Source organism: Roseibium sediminicola (genome assembly GCF_023156505.1).
Taxonomy (GTDB): domain Bacteria; phylum Pseudomonadota; class Alphaproteobacteria; order Rhizobiales; family Stappiaceae; genus Roseibium; species Roseibium sediminicola.
The window spans coordinates 1-21,850 of record NZ_JALNMJ010000030.1; the positions used below are offsets into that span (position 1 = coordinate 1).

Consider the following 21,850-nt stretch of genomic DNA (forward strand, 5'->3'; position numbering starts at 1 on the left):
AGCCCAAGAATTTCACCACGCATCGACAACCCCGCATAAGACACGTCGCAAACGACGTCGTTATGCACGTCTCTTACAATAAAGGGCTCAATTCAGGCAGGCGGTAGCAACCGGGTGGTTACTGTCCAGTACAATACCAGGCACCTGCATCAAGGCCGCATCATGATCGGTAGAACCCCGACGCAGGCACGGGCCTTCAAGGACGGCCTGCCCATAAAACAGAAGATGTAGGAACAAACGCCATCCAAAACCAAAGCTGAGTAACCTGCCCTACAAGCGGTGACGTCGGCTCAATATTGTTTCAGTACATGCTTTCCTTTGGAGATTTAGCCTGCGCGCTACACAAAAAGTAAATAATTGTTAGCGTGCAAAACAAAGTTTCAAATACTTACACGGCTATCACGCAGAATTGCTTACTACCTTGTTTCGACCTGTCTTTTTTGCTTCGTAAAGAGCTTGATCAGCGGCATGCAAGACCTCGTCAAGGGGACGGGTTCCATCGAAGAAATCCACACCAATAGACAGCGTGATGCCGAGCTCTTTTCCTGAAACTTGAATGGATTGGTTTTCAACAGCGGACCGAATTGCTTCAGCACGAATTGCCGCATGTTGAAGGCATTCGTCGGGATAGAACGAAACAAATTCTTCGCCACCAAACCTTGCAGAAATGCCGTCTGATTTACCTTTGTCCTTCAGTATATTCGCGACTTCGCGAATTACTCTGTCTCCAATTTTGTGTCCATAAGTGTCATTTATCGCCTTAAATCTGTCTATGTCGGCGACAATTATTGACCCAGCCTTACTCGTACCAGTCGTGCCAAATTCCTCGAAGAATGCTCTACGGGTCAACAAAGCAGTCATATCGTCATGACGAGCCAAGAACAAAAGCTGGCGATTTAGGTCTTGAATACGCAACATCATTGTTGCAATCCAGAAAGACACAGTAGGCGCTACCATGAGCGGAACTCCGACTGCTGGAATAAGTGTAGCCCTATCTAGACCGTTTGCTGAAGCTGCCCAAGACAGTAATAGCGAGGCTGTTACCGAGACAAGCGTCGTTACGAAGACGAATAGTAACCTCTCAAAGCTGTTTTTTATTGTCATAGACAGCCTCCACGTATTTTACTCGTTCTATCAACAGCTTCCATGCAAATATTTCAGTTCTCGCGATCTATTTAGAGTAAATTAAAAATTTTCGATGCATTAAAATACATGGTAGGATTATTCAGTGTAAAAGTTTTTCCTGTAAAAGTATCATGTATTTGAATTAAAATTTCTCGAAAAAAATCATATTCTATGATTTTTCAATCGAGCATTTGACAATAAAAAGCAAAGAAGTTTTATTGCTTAAGATATTTATTTCTCAAATAATTAAATATTTATTGCGATACAATGCCGATTAATTTAAAAATTTCATATTTTTGCAAAATATTTTAACAAGAAGTAAAATAGAGTTAGTTATGTTTTTAGTATTTTCTAATTTATTCAATATTTGCCATCAATAAGTTCACCGCTATCATTCGACACTTTGACGCATCATTGCACCAAGCAGATTGTGCGCATGGGCCAAAATGTGGCTATTAATGGACGCTGGTCCTGGTTTTCGGTTCGTTCCAACGGTGTAACTTGTCCTCCAGCTGTACGCCTGCTTCCCTAGGATGATTTGCTCCTCCGGAGCAGGTCGTTCCCTGATAAATTGCATCAGTGGCAAAATCTGAGCGTGAATTTGGTCAACTTTTTCCCAATCTTCTCTGATTGCCGCCTTGTGCAAGGCGACCTGTTCTTTGACAAAATTAGGGGCCGGAATGACACCATGAACCCCTGACCGCAGGAAGAATGGATATTCGACACCCCAATTGCCTGTGAGAATGCGAAAGCGATCACGACAGTTTCGAGCGAAGGCAGCGACATCTTCGCTGGAAGTTTCTGCCTTAACCCCCATAAGGTTCGGGCATTCGGTTTGCAGAGTAATCAGGTCGCCGTTGGAAAGACAAGTACCTGCGATCAATGCATTCTGAACTGCAACCGGGATTCCTGCTTCATCAATTAGTGGTTTAAGCATCTCCATCCAATCTGGGGCTCGCGCAGGCGGGCCGAGCGGCGGTTGAAGGATTACCCAGTCAGCACCCTCGTCTCGTGCTACCCTGATTAATTCCATTTGCCCTGCGACCGACGCTTCCATGATTGTGACGCCGAGCGTCCCCCTGCCCTCTAAGCTCCTAGCTGTTTCCCGCAACGCGGCTACTTTTTCAGCAAAGCTCAGCCTGTAGAATTGCGTCACAAATCCGAAAAGAACGACGCCATTAGCCCCGTTTGCCAGGCAGTGTTCGCACTGATGCCGAAATCCGTCGAGCCGGAGATTTCCACCGTCATCGAAAAAAGAATAAAGTACCGGCAAAACGCCACCAATCTCATCTGGTCTCATGATCGTGTGGTCTCTGACGAAAAAGGATAGGGCCGACGCCAGCCTGGACCCAGTATGCCGGGTTCGTTTCCCAGTTCAGGTTTACTTTCCGCTGAATAGACGATTGCTTTCTCGCTATGACCCTTAATACTCTCTTGGACTTGCCATTCAGTAAGAAACGCATCCAATTCCTGGCGCGTAAAATGCCAGCCGGGATCGTCGGCGAGATTGAGTTGCTCGCCCGGGTCCGCCTCCATGTCATGGAGCGTAACAACGCCGCCGACATAGCGGGCGAGCTTTTTCCTGCCCTTTTCAATCATGAAGCCGCGATGCGTCGCCCCACAGATTGTGCGTGGCTCCTCCCGCGGTGGCCGCAAAAGGCTTGTGAAACTGCAGTTTTCGCGCGGTGAAACGCCCGCCAGTTCCAAGAATGTCGGGTAAAGATCGCTCAAAGCGACCGTGTCGTAACGTATTTCAAATGGCACACCGGGCCCGGCTACGATCATCGGAACACGGATCGAGGGATCCATGAAAAAGTTCTTGCAAACCAACGAATAGTCGCCGACGAAATCGCCGTGATCTGAAGAAAAGACCACAATCGTGTTTTTGTGCAGCCCCATCCTTTCCAAGGTAGCGATCACCCGGCCGACGGCCTTATCGACGATATGGATGAGCGCCGAATAATGCGCTCTGACCTTCGCCTTCTGGTCGTCGGTGAAGACCGAATAGTCGATATCCGCCCATGGGTTTTTCATATTGGCGATCAACCAGGGCCTAAGGGCTTCGCTTTCCCGCGTTTCGGGAAGAGGCGGCGGCATGTCGGCGGGATCGAAGAGATCGGCGATTTCGGGAGGTGGATCATAGGGACAATGGGGAGATGGGAAGCCGATCATCATTGCGAAGGGCTGCGAACCGTCATGCTGCTCCAATATGGATATTGCCCGGTCGGCGCACCACAGATCGACCTGTTCGTCTGGTTTCAGGGGGGAGAGACAGGCACCGCCATTTTCGTGGTAGCCAGCAAATTCGCGCGCATGCTGTTTGTGCTTCCCACGGCTCGCGAGAAACTGCGCATAGTCGTCCAGGATTCCGATCTGCCGCTTGTCCTCGGAGATAGATCTTACTTGGAACCCTTCTGAAGCATCCCACGGGTAAAAATGCATCTTGCCGACCGCATAGGTACGGTAGCCTGCTTCCGATAACAATTCGGGCCAGCTGTGAAGTCCGCATTCCCTGCGGTCAGGACGCAGCCAGGCGCCGTTGTTTAGTATTCCGTTCTCGAGTGACGTCGTACCTGTCAAAAGGCTCGCACGGGCGGGCACGCAGATCGGCGCCGGCGAAAGGCATCTGTCGTAAAGTGTACCGCGCGCCGCCAGGGCATCGATATGGGGCGTTCGGGCAAAACCCGCACCGTAGCAGCCAAGGAAATCAGACCGGAGCTGATCGGGCATGAAAAAGAGAATGTTTGGTCTTGTGTCTTGCCGAGAGTTCATGAGGCCATCGCAAGCTCGAAACCCGGTACCGAGCCGCGGTCCACCGGAGGATGACCCTTTGCCTCCTTCATCAAGGCCTCGATCTCTTCTTTCGCGGAGGCGGAAGTCCCCCATTGCCTGTCGACATCCGGCCAGGGAATTGAATTGACGAGCAGCCGCGTGTAGGGGTGCTGTGGGTTGCCGATCACGTCCTTCGGCGGGCCGGCCTCGGCAACATGTCCCTCATGCAGGACAATTACATAGTCGCTGACGTGGTAGGCCGTCGCCAAATCATGTGTGATGTAAACGATCGATATGCCATGCTTGTCCTTGAGGTCGTATAGGTTCTTGAGGATCGACGCCCTGAGGCTGGCATCGACCATACTGACCGGTTCGTCGGCGATCAGGAGCTTGGGCGACAGCATCAGCGCCCTTGCAACCATCAGGCGCTGGCGTTGGCCACCGGAGAGCTCGTGCGGGAAACGTCCGAAAATCTTCGATGGATCGAGCCCCACTCCCCTGCAGGCCTCCGCGCAACGAGTACGGACATCGGCCGCGTCACTTGAAATGCCGAACCGCTTCAACGGCAGAGATAGAGCCCGTTCAACCCGGTAGTAGGGATTGAAGGCACCGTAGGGATCCTGAAAGACGGCCTGGATGTCCTTTCTCAGGGATTTTGTTGCCGCCCGGCCAAGCGTTGCAATGTTCCGCCCTTCGAACATTACTTCGCCTGTGGTAGGCCGGCTAAAGCCGAGCATCAGCCCGCCCAAGGTCGATTTTCCCGACCCCGACTGACCGACGATGGAAATGATCTTTGGCTTCCTGCCGTCGAGGGCAAAACTTAGAGGATAGAGCGCGGTGTTGCCTTTTTTGGACAAAAAGCCGCCGCCATAGACCTTTGAAACGCCGTCGAACTCCAGGAGCGGCGCGTCCCCACTCCGCCGACCCGCGACCGGTTCCGCGGAAAGTTTGGGCAAAAAACTCTCGCCGCCAATGGAGGGTACGGACGATATCAGCTGGCGCGTGTAAGGATGTTCCGGCTTCGTGAAAATATCCCGGATCGCACCGCGTTCGACGATTCTGCCGTCTTTCATCACCATCAATTTGTCGACGCACTGGGCCATAAGCCCCATGTCGTGACCGATCAGGATGAGCGCGGAACCGATTGCTTCCTGCGCTTTTTCGAGAGTTTCCATGACCTGGCGCTGGGTGATCACGTCAAGGGCCGAAGTTGGCTCGTCCGCGATGATCAGTTCGGGTTTCAAGGCAGTTGCGATGGCGATACAGGCACGCTGTTTCATGCCGCCGGAAAGTTCGTGTGGAAACATTCGCCCCACGCGGGCCGGGAGGCCGACCCCGGCAATGGCGTCGTCTGAGCGCCGCCGCAACTCCCGTATCGGAAATGTGCCCTCGTGATCTACAATGCCGTCCCAAATCTGTTGCTCGATGCGCATCACCGGGTTGAGAGAATTCATGGCTCCTTGCGGGATATAGCTGATCCAGCACAGCCGGGTCTGGCGCATCTCTTCCGGCGAAAGGGAAAGAATGTCTGTGTCGCCCAGCCGGATCTCGCCTTTTGAGACATGGCCGGGTTTCTTGATCATGCGCATGACCGCAAGCGCGGTCGTGGTTTTGCCCGAGCCGCTTTCGCCGACAAACCCTACACGTTTTCCGGCCTTGAGCGAGATATCGACATCGGCAACGGCATGAACAACGCCGGCTATGACCGGAAAGTCGACACACAAGTCCTTGATAGTCAGCATGGTCATGCCCTCCTGCGCAGCCGTGGATTGGCCAGTTCGTCGAGGCCGGTATTGATGAGGTAGAGGCCGACAAATAGGATGATCAGCGCGGCAATCGGCGGAATGATCCACCACCACATTTTCAGAAGAAAGGCGGAAAAGTTCATCATGTAATAGATGCTCATTCCAAGCGTCGGTGCGTTTTGCGGACCAAGCCCCATGGCCTCCAGCCCGATGGAGGCAAGAACAGCTGCCGAAACGGCGGTCACAAAAGAGGCGACTAGGTAGGGCATAAGGTTCGGGACCAGCTCGAAGAAGATGATTTCGAAGGGCCCGGCACCCGAAATGCGGGCTGTGTCGACGTAGCCGGCATTGCGCATGACCAGCACCTGCGCCCGGATCTGCCGGGCTGGCCGCCGCCAGGCCAGGGCCGCGATGATGAGGGCCATCATTGTCGGGGTCATACCGTCCTTAAATGCCGATGCAATGATCACCAGGATCAGGAGCGCCGGAACAGTGAGAAGAACATCCGTCGAGAAATTGATGATCCGGTCCGTCCAGCCGCCGAAATAGGCAGAGATAAAGCCAAGGCTGCCGCCAATGAGAATACCGATTGCACCTGCGATCAACCCAAGCCTGACCGTGAGCCAGGTCCCGTAAACAAGCACGGCAAACAGGTTCCGGCCCTGCGTGTCGGACCCGAACAGCAGGTTCAGGCCCGGCGGTTGCGAGGGAAGTGCCGAGAGCGGCTGCGCCATGCGTTCGTCGACGAAAAAACTGCCCAGAAGGGAAAACAGGATCAGAAACCCGACCATGAAGATCCCGATCGCCAGCGATGGATTGCGGGCCAGATATCCTTTCAGATACTCCAGCTTCTTCGGTTGTCGTTCGGTTGAAACCATGGCTGCCAACGTCATTTGATGGTCCTCACGCGCGGTGCGAACGGGTGCGCGGATCAAGAAGCGGGTAGAAGAGATCCAGGATCAGCATCGACAGGGCGACGGCCAGGATCAGAACGAAAACGATGCCGTAGATCGTGTAGTAGTCGAGATAGTCGACTGCCTGCAGAAGCAGGCTGCCCATGCCGGGATAACCGAAGACGATTTCGACAAGGATGGCCCCGGTCACAAGCTGTCCCATGAAGAGCGCGAGCTGGGTCACCTGCGGCAGGATGGCGTTGCGCACGGCATAGCGCAGAAACATGCGCCGGTTTTTCAGACCCTTTGCCTCGGCGAAATTCATGTAATCCTCACCCTGCACGGTCACCATCATGCCGCGCATGCCGAGCGCCCAGATGCCGATGGAGGCGACCACGATCGACGCACCGGGCAGGATCGAGTGGTAAAGGACATCCGAGATGAAGTCCCAGTCCCAGGCGGGAAAGGCGGTGAGAGAATAGCCGCCGCCAATAGGAAAATACCCGCCCTTATAGGCCAGGAAGTAGATCAGGATCAGACCGATCAGATAGAACGGGATCGCTGAAAACACCATCACGACGGGCACGAAGAACTGCAGCAGGCGCATGTCCTTGCGCCAGACAGTGAGCGCACCGAGGACGGATCCGAGAAGGAATGCAATCAGGGTCGCGGTCACCATCAGCCCGAGCGTCCAGGGCAGAGCACCCAGGATCATGTCCGCGACACGGGTCGGATAACTGGTGATGGAATAGTTCAGATCGAGTGTCAGCATATCGCCGAGATAGTCGAAATACTGCTGCATCAGTGGCTTATCGAGACCGAAGCGCTCGTTGAATATCACCAGAAGCTCTTGCATGTTGACGCTGCCCGGCGCCGAGCTTTCGGACATTTCAGTGATTTTCTCCAGAACCGGGTTCTTGTCGCTGAGACGCGGAATGAAGAAATTCAATGTCGCGGCGGTCACCACGACAAGAAACAGCATTATCAGCCGTTTAGTCAGATAGATCAGGTACATCGATGCCACCGTTGGTGATCATGTGCTCCGCCGGCCCAGGGAGGTGGACCAGCGGAGGGCCGAGCTTTATTGTTTTGCTTCGAGATTATGCATCACGTAGCCGAACTGCCCGGAAGCAAACCAGAAGGCCGGCTGCATGTAGGGGTTCTCGGTCGACGGAAAGTTGTCCCAATACGTCGTGTTGTACGGGATCCGGTGCACCCATTGGTTAAGCGGAACCTCGACGGCATTTTCGTACCAGATTTCCATCGCTTCTTTGACGAGCGGGCGCATTTGCGGGTCATCCGGCGCGATCAGGCCGATCTTGTCGACGATGGCGGAGTATTCCTCATTACACCAACGGTCGAGGATCAACAGTGGTTTGCCGATCTCGACCGCATTCTTGCAGTGATAAAGGTCGAGAGTGTCATAAGGATCGGCGACACCGCCGCGGTGACCGAAGATCGACAACTCGGTCTTGCCTTCCACCATCAGGCCGCGGCTGTCCGTATTGGTCTTGAACCAGACGTCGAAGCCGCCAAAGCGAAGTTGCTGGGCAATGATTGGGCCGACAGCTTCGAACAGGGCAAGGCCATGGAAGGAGACGTTGATGGTTTTACCGTCTTTTTCCCAAAGATCGTCATCGTTTTTGACGTAGCCCATTTCTTCCATGAGCGCATCGCCCTTGGCGGGATCGAACACACCGATCTCGTATTTGTCGGCGAGTTCAATGCTGTCCTCGATATAAGGAGCCATGGACCCGAAAGCCGGGAACGGTGTGCGGCTGACCGGATTGGCGCCGAGATAGGCAATTTCAACCAGCTGGTCCTGATTGATGTAGTAGTTCAACGCGCGGCGGAGGCGGACGTCGTCCCAAGTTCCGGTCTTGTGGTTCATGTAGAGAGAATTCGGCCACCAATCGAGATTGCCATAGGGCGGAACGTCACCCGAGAAAGTTGTCACATGTTCAGCATTTTCAACTACGCTTTTGGTGAGTGCGGCCGAGACCAGATCGCCTGTCATGTCGACGTCGCCGGAAACAACCAACTGGGCCGCTCTGTCGTGGCCCGTTTTGGGAATGCTGATGACACGTTCAACGTCGGGCAGATCCCGAAATCCTGTTTCCGCACCCCACCAGTCGTCTCGGCGATCCAGAATAATCTGTTCAGGTGTAGATCTGACGACCTGCCAGGCGCCCGAGACAACCGGCAGATTGCCGTCTTCGGCGTAGTTGGCAAAAGTCAGCGGGTCTTTATCGGCCCAGACATGTTCCGGCAGCCAGAACAGACCCTTGCCGAAATGATTGATGAGATGACGGAACGCATAGCGGCTGTCTGGTCGGGTCAACTTGATGGACACGGTCAAGGGGTCTGTCACCGTGACCGAAGCAACCCTGTCGGCAACATCGGAGGAGTGCATCAGGCCACCAGGGCCTTTGCCGTTTTCAAGAAGCATGTTGTACGTGAAAACGATGTCGTTTGCCGTCAACGGCTCTCCATCTGACCATTTCACCCCTTCGCGCAGCTTCACCGTAACTTCGGTGAAATCGTCATTGTACTTAAAGCTGTCCGCGACCCAGGGAATGATCCTGTCTTCGAGTGAATTGTAGTAGAACAGCGGCTCCATGATCGGAGCGCCCGACCAGCGGAATGTCAGATTGGAGGGCAAATAGGGGTTCAGCTGCCCGGGATTTCTGAATTGCGGTGCGCCGCCGTCGTCCGGCATCAGGATCAGGGTTTTTTCGCGCGCGACCTTGTCGAGCGCCCAGGCAGGCAGCGCGACGCTGGCACTCATTGCCAAAGCCAGGGCGGCCAGGCCGGATTTCCTCAAGATACTCATGTTTCTCCTCCCATGAGATTAGATTAGACCTGTGGTGAAACTTCCATTCGATTCGCTGTCTCTTCTGTTGATTTCGGTAAAACGAGCTCGGCATGTCCCCCCGTGCCGACCGGGATATGTCCGCCGCCTGTCGAATAGATCGTGGCGCCGGTGGTGAACGTGTTTTCGGGACTGAGCAGGTGAAGGGCGAGAGAGGTCAGATCACCGGGCAGTCCGGCGCGGCCCACGGGATTGGCAGTGCTTTGCAAACGGTCCCAGTCGGACGGGTCGCTGCGGCGGAACGCGTTTCTGTCTGTCTGGATCAGGCCGGGAGCAATGTTGTTGATCATGATGCCCCGGCTGGCGGACTGAACGGCCAGGTTCTCGACCAGGTTTTTCATGGCTGCTTTGGTCATTGCGTAGATCGGCATTTCCGGCGAAGGCGAAACTTCCTGAATGGAGCCGATCGCCAGAATGCGCCCATATTCCGCCTGCGCCATGTGCGGCATTAGGGTCTGGAGCAATTCGATGTTGGATTGAAGATTGATCCGGAGCTGTTCAGACACATCCTTGGGCGTCTGCAGCAGGAAAGGCACATGGTATTGAATGGATGCGGACAGGACCAGCGTGTCGATGGCGCCCATTGCGTCGAGCGTTTTTGTGGCGAGCTGAGTGCCTCCATCCTCAAGCATCAGGTCCTGTTCAACGCAGGTTGCGCGGCCGCCATCGGCCTTTATCCGGCTGACCAGGCTCTGGGCCGCTTCCGCCCGGCCGAAGCGGCTATCGGCGGCGGCGCTGAAATTGACCGCAACGTCCGCGCTATGCATTGCAAGCTGGTAGGAAAGCTCCGCAGCAATTCCGCGGCTGCCGCCGGTCACAAGAACGCGGTGCCCGGTGAAGTCCCATTGCGTTGCTTTTCCCTGCATGTTTTTGTCGCTCCTATGCATCGGGACCGGCTCCTGCCATGCCCGAAAAACTCAGCGCGCCGTCCGATCGCGCGGCGTTTAGGTCTTCCAGGGCGGCAATCTCGGGGACGAAACCAAGCCCTGGCGCACTTTGCAGTTCGATCGCCCCATCGACGCAGCTGACCGTTGTCTTGCGGATTTCATCGAACTTCGGGGTCTCTCCGATCTGACGCTCAAGGATGAGAAACGAGGGGGCGGCCAAAGCGACCTGTGTGGAGACGGCATCGAGAACCGGTCCGACCGGATTGTGCAGACTGGCAAAAACTTGCTTCGAGGCAGCAAGGCGAAGCATGGCCATACCGGCTGAAATTCCTGTCATCCTGAGATCGGGCAGAACCACGTCATGCCCTTCACAGGAAAGCACGTCCTGCATCTCTTCCAGGCGCGTTACGGTTTCAGCCCCTGCAAGCATCAACCCAGCCGCATTGGCGGTGTGGCGCAGGCTTCTCTGCTCGCGCGCCGACAAATGCATCATCGCGCAGGGTTCCTCGACCCAATAGACCCCAAGGGCGCCCAGTTCACCGAAAAGCGGTCCTGCCAGAAACGGACTGAACCGGGCATGGCAATCGACCATCAACCGCTGTCCGCCGCCGAGCTTCGCCTTAACGGCGGCAACGCGCTGCAGCCCCGAGTCGATCAACCTGGACTGCTCTTTCAAAGGCGTACGGTCCCAGCGAAGACCGTCGAACGGGGCAATCTTGAGTGCCTGCGCCCCTGTCTCTTTCAAAATTCGCTCTGCGCGCTCGGCAAACCCTGTCGGCGAGCGGTCTGCGATCCCGCGATTGATATTGGCGTAAAAAGGCACGTGGTCGCGCTCAGCTCCACCTAATAAGCAGTGGACCGGCGCCGATGCCAACCGACCGAGCCCATCAAGCCAGGCCTGTTCCAGCGACGAGGCGAATACGCCGCGGGCGCCTGACATGTCGGCCTGGAGGATGCGGTTGACTAGGTCCGCAAGATCGCGGGCGGGCTCGACCTTCAGGCTCGCCTGCAGCCTTGCGACAAGAGTGGCCAGGTCCGCTTCGCAGCCGAACAGGGTTGCCTCTCCCCAGCCGCTGACGCCGGAGGCAAAGCTTAGGCGCAGCAAAATCCAGGTGGTTTTTGCGGAGATAGGGGCCTGGTAGGCCTCCACCGCCGTTACTTCAAACCGCCTATGAGTTTCCAAAAAACTCACTTCTTCCACCCTCTATCGAAATTAGTTCCATAATACGGAACATTTTTAATAGTGATTGTCAATATGTATCAATTTTAGAACTTGAACAGGCGAGCGAATGAAAATAGTTTCACGCTATGACGCAGACAGATTCACTTCCCGAAAAAACCGCCCCGGAGGTCCCCGGCGCACAAGCGCTTGTGCGCGGCCTCGACGTTCTGATGACCATCGGCGCCGCACCGGCCCCGATGCGGTTCGCGGAATTGCAGAAGGCACTCGACATTCCAAAAGGGTCGCTGCACCGGTTGCTGGCCGCATTGCAGAGCCGGGAGCTGGTGCGGTTTGAAGAGCACGGCAAACGCTATGCGCTCGGGTCGAAAGTGTTCGACCTGGCTCGCCGGACAATCGACCAGTCTTCGGTCATCCGCGCCGCTAAGCCGGAAATCAGCCGCTTGTCGCGCCTGCTCAACCGGCCATGTTGCCTCTATGTGCAGGACGGGGAATTCGTCTTCGTGCTTTATTTCGAGGATCCTGATGCGGGCAATGCCCGTGTCGTCAGGGTCTGGCCGCGCATTCGTGCGGCGACTTCGGCACCAGGGTTGGCCATCGCCGCGCGTCTTCCCCATCAAGAACGCAGCGGCAAAGCTATACCGGCTCTTGGCCAGGCGAAGGCGCTTGGTTATGCCTTGTCGAAGGATGATACCCAGTCGGTCGCCTCAGCGATCGTGGATTCCAGCGGCTACCCCGTTGCAGCACTTTGCTGTCATTTTGAGACCAGTCCGGAACGAGCAGAGGAACTTCATGAAACCGGGCGACTGGTGAAGGAAGCTGCGCAGCGGGCATCCGGCAATGTTTCGTGTACTGACAGCCCTGCCAAATTGCCCCCCAAGCCGGAGAAAATTGAAGTTGAGCTCCAGGTTCTCAATACCGGGCGCGACTTCATGGGAGAAAACCCGATCTGGTGTCCGGTTGAAAATAGACTTTGGTGGCTGGACATCTTAGCGCCTGCGTTACGCTGGCTCGACGATGGCACGTTTCAGCCAAACCGGATTTTACTTGAGGACCTGACGGGTGGGCTAAGCTTGACTGAAAGTGGGCGCCTTTTACTTGCAGGACGGCAAGGCATCCAGCTGCTCGACCCCAAGAGCGGACAGGTTACACTGCTGTTCGATCCGGAAGAAGACAAACCGGACAACCGCTTCAACTCGGCGGGCCTCGACCGGGACGGCAATCTGTGGGTTGGCACCATGCCGCTCGACAACGCCACGGGAACTGGCAGCCTCTACCGGATCAGTGCGGATCTGTCCGTCGATGTGATGCTTGAAAATGCCGGATTGCCCAAGAATCCGGCCCTGTCTCCCGATGGAAAATGGCTTTACCTGTCCGACGGCAAAAGTGGCGCGCTCTGCAAGTATCCGCTTCTGGAAAATGGTACACTCGGCAATAGAAACATTCTCGTGCAGGGGTCACCGGAAACTGGTCTTCCGAACGGTATCGCAGTCGATACCGAGGGCTTTGTCTGGGCCTCGATGTATGGCGGATGGTCGGTCAACCGCTATTCGCCTGATGGTACTTTGGATCGCAAGATCGATCTACCGGTCCCTATGCCAACAGCACTCACGTTTGGTGGTCCCGAGTTAAAAACCCTTTACGTGACATCGACCTATCTGCGCATGCCGGCAGGTTACTCGAGTATTGCGCCACAGGCCGGCAACCTAATCCGTATTGAAACCGAAGTCATCGGCATGCCAGCTGTGCGTTTTGGTTTGTAAGCTGATGACCTTTCAGCTTCTTTCAAATCCTCACGCCATTACCGGAGAGTCTCCGCTGTGGGATCCCACCCGCCAATGTCTGTGGTGGATTGATATTCAGGCGCAGCGTCTTCTGTGCACCAATATGGAAGGCACGACACGTGCCACGCTTCTCCCCTGGCAACCCGGCTTTGTCGCGCTTGGGGAAAGCGGAAAACTTGTCATTGGCCTTGAAACGGGGCTTTTCGTCCATCATCCTGAAAACGGCTCCCTGCAGCAGGTCAGCGACACCGAAACTGACCGTGTCACCGTACGGTTGAACGACGGCAAGCCTGACGCCCAGGGGCGGCTCTGGTTTGGTTCGATGGATATGACCGGTGAGGGCCGTGCGATTGGCCGACTCTATCGACGCGACACGGACGGCAGCATCCATACGGTTCGCGAGAATATCCTTGTTCCAAATGCTATCGCACCGCATCCCGATGGAACCGGTCTCACCTTTGTAGACACGCCATCCCGGCGTCTGGAGTTCCTTCGCACTGGCCCGGCAAGTGGCGAGGTCCAATCTGCGCACGTTGTGCATGAGTTCGAGGATGGTGCCCATCCGGACGGTGCCTGTTTCGATCGCGATGGCCACCTTTGGGTCGCCGTGATCGGTGAAGGCGATGTTCGCAAATTGTCGCTCGGTGAAGGCGAACTGGAGCGGCTAAGCGTTCCTGCAACGCGCCCGACAATGCCAATCCTTGGCGGTCCTCAGGGGCGCACGCTTTTTGTCACCAATCAAAGGCGATTTTTGAACGTTGCGCAACTGGACGAGCAAGCCTCGGCCGGGGGGGTCTTGACGAAAGAAGATGTTGCGCCCGCAGCGCCCGTCTTCAGGGTGCTTGGTGTCTAGGTCTCTGTGAGTTAGTCACTCAAGGCAGGGGCCGATACTGACATAGTCATTATCCGGATCACTGATCAGGTGATCGAATACACGCTCCCAAACCCCGGCCTTCGCCCAGCGAGTAATGTGCTTGTGGGCGGTCTTCCACTTGCCGTGGCGCTCAGGCAGGTCATTCCAGTGAGGACCGGGCCGCAACACCTGCGGCACACTATTGACGAAAATGAGATTGTCGTTCCCGGAACGGCCCGGATCACCAGCCTTGCCGGGCAAGACATCTGCGATCCAATTGCATTGTTCCCGAGTTAGTTCGTAGTGTTTGGGTCGCGACATTCAGAATGACGCGGCTCTGGCGAGCAACATGATTCACAGATTGACACATGCGTCATTACGTTACATGTTAGTAACGTAATAATCGAACATATGGAGCTGCGGAATGCATTCCCTCAACGTCTCGCATTTTTATGCCGGAGAAGAACAACAATCGCTGTCATCGAAACGCTTTGAAAGTGTGAATCCGGCAAGCGGCACCAAATATGCGATGGTCGAATATGGCACCGACGACGACGTAAGTGCCGCGGTTGAAAACGCACATTCGACCTTTGTCAGCGGCATCTGGTCCAAAAGACCGCCGGCAGAACGTGCACAAGCTCTGCGAAAGCTGGCTGCGGACATCGAGCTGCGCATCAACTTCTTAGCCATGATGGAAATGCGGGACTGTGGCAAACCCATGGTCAACGCGAGAAGGGATGTGATGAGAGCTTCCAGCCTTGTTTCGTATTTTTCCTCGCTGCCTGAACAGGCTCTAGGCTCTGTCTATGCAGACGATCCTGGCTACCACTCATATTCTACTCGAGAACCTTATGGTGTCGTGGCTTCCATTTTGCCATGGAATTTACCGTTCTTGTTCGCCGTCTGGAAGTCGATACCGGCTCTTGCCCTTGGAAATTCGGTGGTCTTGAAACCCTCGGAAGAAACACCAGTAACTGCCATCGAATTCGCCAAACTTTGCCTTTTAGCCGGCATTCCAGCCGGCGTCGTCAATGTGGTCCAGGGTGATGGCGTCACCGGAGAAGTTTTGGTTCAGCATCCTCTCGTCAAGAAGATCACATTCACCGGCAGCACGGCTGTTGGCCGAAAAATCCTTTCGAGCACTGCAGGGCAGGTCAAGGGCGCACATCTGGAGCTAGGCGGAAAAACAGCCAACATTGTGTTCAATGATGCGGATATTGATGCCGCAGTTGACGGTGCGCTTTTTTCCAGTTTCTGGAACACAGGCCAGATCTGTACATCAGGAACACGCTTACTATTACAGCAAGAAATCGCTCCAGCATTCCTGAGCAAGCTCGAGCAGCGTTTGAAGAAAACGGTGACTGTAGGAGATCCGGCTCGAGCCGAGACACAGGTGGGACCACTCGTTTCAAAGCGTCAATACGACAAGGTCCGGGAATATATTGATCTAGGCGTTTCAGAGGGTGCAACCCTCAAGTTTGGCGGGGATGCGCCCGTGATCGCAGGATGCGAAAGCGGCTATTTCCTCAATCCGACACTCTTCACAGATGTCACAAGTGACATGCGGATTGCGCAAGAGGAGATCTTCGGTCCTATCACATGCGTCCTGACGTTCAAGACGGAACAGGATGCGGTGGATATCGCAAATGACACTGAGTTTGGACTGGCAGCGACCATTTGGACTTCCGATCTTGCCCGATCCAGGCGGCTTTCGGAGAACTTGAATGCGGGAATTCTCTGGACCAATTGCATCAACCGTATCCGCTGGAACATTCCTTACGAGGGACACGGACTGAGCGGAATGGGCGAAGACCTTGGAACAGAGTGTATTCGCACATTTACCAAACTTAAAACCAACCAGGTGAACGTCAGCGGCGTGACGAACGTTGCTTTTCCGGTTGCCATGTAAACTTGTCGTGCTACCGCGTGGTCTGGCAACAGAATCCTCTGTTGCTCGACTCCCGTTGATTATTTCACGGCTTTGACATCTTGAGCGCACATAAGGCAATAATGTTTCTCTACAACTCTATCTAGACTTAGGAAATGGTGTTTTGAATTGATTTTCACCGAATTTAAAAGTTCATTGGTTTCAAGGACTGGTCTAAATGGCGCAAAGTTCGAATATATCGAGATTGAGCTCCATACTGATCAGTATTGTGGCCGTTCGGAAGTTTGCCCTGTTGGCTTTCAAGGAGAGACTTGTTCTTCGACCCTCAAAGAACTCCAGGAAATACGACAGCTCCTCAAAACCGGCATCACCAGGGCTGAGCTCAATGACATCTTTCCTGCAACAGCGGCCAGATGTGCTCTGGATTGCGCCATCTGGGATATCAGGCGCCAAGAAAAGGTATCATCAAACGAATATCTGTTGGACGTCTCCTACCGCATGGCTCTCAACAAGACCGCGTTCCCGGCAAATAATATTTCCGCGGCTGCAACAAACAGCATGGTTTTTCTGTCTTGCGCCCCAGAAAATGCCAGTCGGAAGCTAGCGGAATTTCGAGATCTCAATCCGCAGGGCAAGGTGCTTCTGGATTTTAGCGAGCCTGTTCCTCCCGAGGATTTACCTGAGATGCTTGCCGGGCTGTCCAGCGATGGACCGGAGCTGATATGTGGAGCGACGTCTCGTTATACCATCTTGGCCGAGGGCATTGCAGCTTCACTTGACAAGCTGTGTGCTCCCGCCGCTTTCTGCACTTCTTCCGACTTGCAGCGTCTCGGTTCCCGATTTGGTTGGATCGAACTCTCCCTGGAGGCTGCAGGAGGATTTACGGAGGCTCGCAAAGCGGCCCTGGCGGCGCGCTCGGCAAAGTTCAACGTCCTGATCCGGTCTAATGCGGCTAGCGCTAAAGGGTTGTTGCCCGTTGCAGCGCTTGCCGAATTTGCCGACATTGTCCTTTTGGAAAATGTGGATACTTCCCGAGACCCCTGTCCGCAGGGTCTGTCATTTGACGGTACGGCGGCTATTGTCTGTGAAGCTTGACGAAAATCAGAAAAAGCAGCCTCTAAGAAGATGAGCACAAAAAAGAGCCAGTCAAAGGTCGGCCGTCCTAGGAACCAGAATCTTGAAGCGGCCTTTCTGAATGCAACGGTCAAGGTGATCGGAGACAAGGGATATCGCGACCTAACGCTCTCGGATGTTGCGGAAGAAGCAGGCTCCAGCCGTCCCGCGCTTTATCGGCGCTGGAGTTCCAAGCAGGGCCTGGTCGTTGACACGCTTTCAATGCTCTTCAAGGAAGCGATCCCGGAAGTCCCTGACACCGGCTCACCGCAAGTCGACGTAGCGACCATGCTGAAGGGTTTTACGGCCCTGCTGCGCAAGAACAATGGATATCTCGTCCTAGTCAATCTGATACCCGAACTTCGTCGCGACAACGAATTGGGAAACCTCTTCAAGAAGATTGAAATAGGCCGTCGCTTGTTTCTGGTGAAAGCGATACTGCGCGGGCAGTCGCGCGATCTGATCGACCCGGCTCTCGATATCGACTTGGCGATCGACAGGATGCTTGGCGCCATCTATTTCCGTCTCATTTTTCGCGATGGCATTCCGCCGGATGAGGTAATCGACGAGATCGCTCGCGCAACCCTCCCGCCGTCAGAGCCATTTTGCTCAGGGACGAACAGGACTTGATCCATGCAAGACGCTTCATGCCCCGTTGAATCCAGGCTGAATGCACTGGCTCTGTATCTGCCAAATGATCCGCAACCTAACGGCAGATACAAGACCTGGACCCAACACAACGGCCTATTTACAACCTCTGGCCAGCTTTCCAGGGTCGACGGAGACGTCATTCGAGGCCATCTTGGGCCGGACGACCCGATCGATGATGCCCGCAGGGCGGCGCAGGTCTGCATGCTGCGTTGCCTCGCGCTCATTAAGCTCGCTCGTGGAACGCTGGATTGCATTGAGCAGGTTGCAACAGTCACAGGCTATGTAAACGCCGCGAGCGGTTTCACGCAGCATTCGAAGGTGATCGACGCCGCTTCGGAAATTCTGTTGGAGCTCTACGGGGATCGCGGGCGCCACGTTCGAACCGCGATCGGTGCATCGAGTCTGCCTGACGGGGGGCTGGTTGAACTGCAGCTTACCGCTTACTTGACCGATTGATGCAGACTAGCTGAGAAAAAGAACACCGCACTGGCTGGCCAGTGCGGTTCGATTCGTGGATCAGTTCCAGTCTTCCGGCACAAACTGGCCGGACAGATCGACAGCATCGATGGTCGCGTTCGTGACAATGCTTGGCTGCGTCAGGATTTCTGCGTTGACAGTTTCACCGTCCGCAGCCTGAACTGCAGTTCGAACGGCAATCCGTGCCATTTCAACAGGTTGACTGATCACGGTGGCACTGATCCAACCTTCTCGAATGAGCCGATCCGTTTCCGGTTCCAGGTCCGCCGTGACAACAGTTACCTCGCCGGGCGTCTTGCCCGAAACCCTCAGTGCCTGCACGACACCAATCGCCATGGCTCCGGTGAAAGCATATATCCCTTTGATGTCAGGATTGGCCTGTAGGAAGTCCTGTGTTGTTGTGAATGCATCTGACGAGGACACAGGCGTCGCCTTTTCCGCGACGACATCGATCCCTTCAAAACGGGCAAGATAGTTCATCAGCCCCTCGTTACGGAGCCTTGTGAGGTCCAGCCCGCCCGGGCCTGTCAGGATCGCGACCTTGCCCTTGCCGCCCAGTTTCTCAACCAAATGCGCAGCCAGCAATTCTGTCATTGTATAGCTGGGCTCGCCAACGAAACTTGTCAGGTTCGAGCTTTCTGTCGCGATCCCGTCATTGATGATCGGAATACCCGCCTCCACGGCGCGGTCCACGACGCGCGAGGTTCCTTCGGAGCTGGCTGGGACCAGGATGATCGCCGATACACCGCGGGTCACCGCATCTTCGACTTGGGTTATCTGCTTTTGCAGGTTTCCGAAACCACCCGCATCGAAGATGGACACCTTGAAGCCATGCTGCTTGGCTTCGTCGACATAGCCATAGGCTTTCATGCGGAAATATGGCGCACCTGCCGCCGGCAGGAGAACAGCAATTTCTCTTTCCTCTGCCATTGTCTGCGGGATAGCCCCTGCGCTCAGGGATAGAATGCCTGTGAGACAAAGACCCGCCAGTCTAAAAAACACGCTGTTCTTTCTGGACATAACAATTGCTCCTTTTTGTCCATGAAATTGAGTTACGCTCTTGTTTTTCCGAGAGTATTCAGCCATGCGGAAAAGACGATGATCGCGCCGATTATGACCTGTTGCGTAAAGGTGGAAATTGCCAGGAGATTGAGGCCGTTGACCATGAAGGCGATGACGAGCACGCCGAGCACCGTGCGCAACACACCACCGCGACCGCCGAAGATGCTCGTTCCGCCGATGATCACTGCACCGATGGACTGCAGCAGAAGGTCGCCCGCGCCCAGCAATGGCTGGCCGGAAATGACACGGCCGCTGAGCAGGAAGCCAGCGAGAGAGGCAAGGAGGGCGCTGATTAGGAAGACCCACATTCTCGTACGGCGCACATCGACACCCGAGAGGGCAGCCACAGAGGCGTTACTCCCAACGGCATAGGTGTGACGACCGAGCACACGGCTGCCAAGGACATGACGTGCTCCCAGCACGACCAGAACGGCGATGATGAGGGGAACGGGTAAAAAACCGATTTTACCGCCGCCGAACCAGAAGAAGGTTTCGACATCCGGTTGCGGCAATCCGAAGATTGCCGATCCCTCGGATAGCACCAGGGCAACGCCGGCAACCATGTAGAGCATGCCTAGCGTAACGATAAATGGTTGCAATCCCAGCCTGCCAACCAGAAAGCCGTTCAACACGCCGACGCAGGTACCCGAGCCTAAGCCGGCAAGGATAGCAACTTCAATGCCATGGTTCATCATCACAGCTGCCGTGACGACGCTAACGAGGCTGACAATCGATCCCTGGGAGAGGTCGAGACCACCTATAAGAACAACAAATGTCTGCCCGGTCGCGAGGATAACAAGCGGAGCTGCCTGCACCAGAACATTTGAAAAGTTCGAAAATGTCAGGAAATGCGGGCTTAGCGCTGCATAAGTAGCGAGCATGGTCAACAGCACGACGGATGGCCCGATGATTGCCGGGTCGACAGACCTGCCCGTTCGGATACGGATCCCTGTATCCCGAGTGAGTATAGTCATTAAGAAGCTCCATAGGTGATTGCGTCGATAATGCCGTTCGCGGTTGCGCCGGCGCGCTCAAATTCCCGAACGATGTGTCCGTGATGCATGGCAAGGATCCGGTCGCCAAGTTTGAGAACTTCCTCGAGGTCCGAAGACACCACGAGAATTGCGTGTCCGGTTCCTGCGAGCTGGTTCAGTCGATGATAGATTTCCGATTTTGCGCCGACGTCGACGCCCTGGGTGGGTTCATCGAATAGGAATATCCGGGCGTTGCTTTCCATCCATTTGGCGATCACAACCTTCTGCTGATTGCCTCCGGACAGGGTTCCCCCCTTCGAATGCGCATCGGGTGCCTTGATCATCAAGGCATTGATTTGCCGGTCCGCTGCCTGCCGGCAGCGTTTTCGGTCTACGCCAAGCGGCCCCGCCAACTTCCCGTAGTTTGGAAGGCAGATGCTGTCTTCGATAGTAGTGTCGACACACAGTCCGTTTGCGCGCCGGTCTTCCGGTATGAGCGCAATGCCATACGACACAGCGTCTTTCGGCGACCTGATCCGTACTTCCGATCCATTGATGCAGATCTGACCGGAACTGGCCATCCTAGACCCGAACAGGGTTTCCAGAACCTCGGATCTTCCGGCCCCGACAAGTCCCGTGATAACGGTGATCTCCCCGGATCTCACCGAAAGATCGATGTCTGAAAACACACCGGGGCACGTCAGGCCCCGCACACGAAGAAGTTCAGCCCCCACGTTTCGGACATGTGAAAGTGCCTCCGCTTTAATCCCTCCTGAAATCAAGGATACGAGCTTCGATCGGCTCATTTGGTCCGCCGAGAAGGTGCCAACCCTGCGGCCGTCCCTGAGGACGGTTATCTTGTCAGCGAGCGGCGCGATCTCTTCGAGCTTGTGACTGATATAGATTAGTCCGACGCCGGAATTCGCAAGATCACGCAGGATGGCGAAGAGCTTGGAAGCTTCCACCTCGCTGAGAGATGCGGTAGGCTCGTCCAGGATAAGGACACTGACCTCCTCGACCAGCGCTTTGGCAATCTCAACGAGCTGGCGCGGCCCCATGGAGAGATCCGAGATGGATGTTTCAGGGGAGAGTTGCACGCCGATTTTCTGAAGTGCGACCATGGCTTCCTTGCGCATGCGCCTATGGTCTAAGACACCCAGTGCGCCGCGCAGTTCCCGTCCAAGGAAAATGTTCTCTGCAATGGAAAGGTTTTCCAGAAGCGAGAGGTCCTGATGGATAACCCGGATGCCGGCACGCTGCGCATCCAGAGGGCCTTCGAAACCGGTTCGCTCACCATTCATGTAAATCCGGCCATTGTCTGCGGCGTGAACCCCGGCGAGAATCTTGATGAGCGTGCTTTTCCCGGCGCCGTTTGCGCCCAGCAAGGCATGGGTCTCCCCCTTCTCCAAGGTCAGCTCGATATCTTCCAGAGCAACGACACCGGGGAATGTCTTCCGAATGTTCATCATTTGAAGGAGGGGAGGTTGCGGCTCCTCCGCCAGTTCCACATGTGTAGCCGCCAAACCAGTTTCGCGCGGGATCATCTAATCAACCTTGACCTTTTATATAACACG

18 protein-coding genes and 1 pseudogene are annotated in these 21,850 nt (G+C 55.2%); 6 read left to right on the top strand and 13 right to left on the bottom strand.

Going from position 1 to position 21,850, the window contains the following annotated elements; translation table 11 throughout:
- Nucleotides 1-399: 399 nt before the first annotated feature.
- The 9 genes from M0H32_RS26405 to M0H32_RS26445 form a co-directional block, all read right to left on the bottom strand.
- Complete coding sequence (locus tag M0H32_RS26405) at nt 400-1,104, bottom strand: GGDEF domain-containing protein (RefSeq protein ID WP_248159487.1); 705 nt, start codon at nt 1,102-1,104, stop codon at nt 400-402.
- A gap of 412 nt (nt 1,105-1,516) precedes the next feature.
- Nucleotides 1,517-2,425: a dihydrodipicolinate synthase family protein gene (locus M0H32_RS26410; RefSeq protein ID WP_248159488.1), complete on the bottom strand. Its 909-nt coding sequence runs from the start codon at nt 2,423-2,425 to the stop codon at nt 1,517-1,519.
- Entirely contained in the window at nt 2,422-4,011 is a 1,590-nt protein-coding gene (locus M0H32_RS26415; protein WP_345779381.1) for a sulfatase family protein, read from the bottom strand. The genes M0H32_RS26410 and M0H32_RS26415 overlap by 4 nt, the downstream gene beginning before the upstream one ends.
- Complete coding sequence (locus tag M0H32_RS26420; protein WP_248159490.1) at nt 3,894-5,639, bottom strand: ABC transporter ATP-binding protein; 1,746 nt, start codon at nt 5,637-5,639, stop codon at nt 3,894-3,896. The genes M0H32_RS26415 and M0H32_RS26420 overlap by 118 nt, the downstream gene beginning before the upstream one ends.
- A gap of 2 nt (nt 5,640-5,641) precedes the next feature.
- Entirely contained in the window at nt 5,642-6,535 is an 894-nt protein-coding gene (locus M0H32_RS26425; protein ID WP_248159491.1) for an ABC transporter permease, read from the bottom strand.
- Between the two features lie 10 nt (nt 6,536-6,545).
- Complete coding sequence (locus M0H32_RS26430) at nt 6,546-7,550, bottom strand: ABC transporter permease (RefSeq protein WP_248159492.1); 1,005 nt, start codon at nt 7,548-7,550, stop codon at nt 6,546-6,548.
- A gap of 66 nt (nt 7,551-7,616) precedes the next feature.
- The gene (locus tag M0H32_RS26435; RefSeq protein ID WP_248159493.1) at nt 7,617-9,368 is read right to left on the bottom strand and encodes an ABC transporter substrate-binding protein; all 1,752 of its coding nucleotides are present in this window, start codon (nt 9,366-9,368) and stop codon (nt 7,617-7,619) included.
- A 23-nt stretch (nt 9,369-9,391) separates the two neighbouring features.
- The gene (locus M0H32_RS26440) at nt 9,392-10,273 is read right to left on the bottom strand and encodes an SDR family NAD(P)-dependent oxidoreductase (protein ID WP_248159494.1); all 882 of its coding nucleotides are present in this window, start codon (nt 10,271-10,273) and stop codon (nt 9,392-9,394) included.
- Nucleotides 10,274-10,286: 13 nt separating this feature from the next.
- Nucleotides 10,287-11,495: an enolase C-terminal domain-like protein gene (locus tag M0H32_RS26445; RefSeq protein WP_248159496.1), complete on the bottom strand. Its 1,209-nt coding sequence runs from the start codon at nt 11,493-11,495 to the stop codon at nt 10,287-10,289.
- Nucleotides 11,496-11,602: 107 nt separating this feature from the next.
- On the opposite strand from M0H32_RS26445, the gene M0H32_RS26450 reads away from it, so the two are divergent.
- Complete coding sequence (locus M0H32_RS26450; RefSeq protein WP_248159498.1) at nt 11,603-13,237, top strand: SMP-30/gluconolactonase/LRE family protein; 1,635 nt, start codon at nt 11,603-11,605, stop codon at nt 13,235-13,237.
- 4 nt (nt 13,238-13,241) lie between these two features.
- Entirely contained in the window at nt 13,242-14,111 is an 870-nt protein-coding gene (locus M0H32_RS26455) for an SMP-30/gluconolactonase/LRE family protein (protein ID WP_248159500.1), read from the top strand.
- Between the two features lie 33 nt (nt 14,112-14,144).
- Here the strand turns inward: M0H32_RS26455 and M0H32_RS26460 are convergent.
- A pseudogene (locus tag M0H32_RS26460) lies at nt 14,145-14,432 on the bottom strand (transposase); the annotation flags it as partial.
- Between the two features lie 103 nt (nt 14,433-14,535).
- Here M0H32_RS26460 and M0H32_RS26465 point away from each other — a divergent pair.
- From M0H32_RS26465 to M0H32_RS26480, 4 genes are all read left to right on the top strand, one after another.
- Nucleotides 14,536-16,020 carry an aldehyde dehydrogenase family protein gene (locus M0H32_RS26465; protein WP_248159502.1) on the top strand — a complete coding sequence of 495 codons (1,485 nt, stop codon included), beginning with the start codon at nt 14,536-14,538 and terminating at the stop codon, nt 16,018-16,020.
- A gap of 147 nt (nt 16,021-16,167) precedes the next feature.
- The gene (locus M0H32_RS26470) at nt 16,168-17,094 is read left to right on the top strand and encodes a hypothetical protein (RefSeq protein WP_248159504.1); all 927 of its coding nucleotides are present in this window, start codon (nt 16,168-16,170) and stop codon (nt 17,092-17,094) included.
- Between the two features lie 30 nt (nt 17,095-17,124).
- Nucleotides 17,125-17,742, top strand: coding sequence for a TetR/AcrR family transcriptional regulator (locus M0H32_RS26475; protein ID WP_248159506.1), 618 nt, complete (start codon nt 17,125-17,127; stop codon nt 17,740-17,742).
- A gap of 3 nt (nt 17,743-17,745) precedes the next feature.
- Nucleotides 17,746-18,219, top strand: a complete 474-nt coding sequence (locus tag M0H32_RS26480; RefSeq protein ID WP_248159508.1) for a RidA family protein — start codon at nt 17,746-17,748, stop codon at nt 18,217-18,219.
- 60 nt (nt 18,220-18,279) lie between these two features.
- Here the strand turns inward: M0H32_RS26480 and M0H32_RS26485 are convergent, their stop codons facing one another.
- The 3 genes from M0H32_RS26485 to M0H32_RS26495 are packed head-to-tail and all read right to left on the bottom strand — an operon-like array spanning nt 18,280 to nt 21,820.
- Nucleotides 18,280-19,260, bottom strand: a complete 981-nt coding sequence (locus M0H32_RS26485) for a sugar ABC transporter substrate-binding protein (protein WP_248159510.1) — start codon at nt 19,258-19,260, stop codon at nt 18,280-18,282.
- A gap of 32 nt (nt 19,261-19,292) precedes the next feature.
- Nucleotides 19,293-20,276 carry an ABC transporter permease gene (locus M0H32_RS26490; RefSeq protein ID WP_248159511.1) on the bottom strand — a complete coding sequence of 328 codons (984 nt, stop codon included), beginning with the start codon at nt 20,274-20,276 and terminating at the stop codon, nt 19,293-19,295.
- Nucleotides 20,276-21,820, bottom strand: coding sequence for a sugar ABC transporter ATP-binding protein (locus M0H32_RS26495; protein ID WP_248159512.1), 1,545 nt, complete (start codon nt 21,818-21,820; stop codon nt 20,276-20,278). Before M0H32_RS26495 ends, M0H32_RS26490 begins: the two co-directional genes overlap by 1 nt.
- Nucleotides 21,821-21,850: the final 30 nt, after the last annotated feature.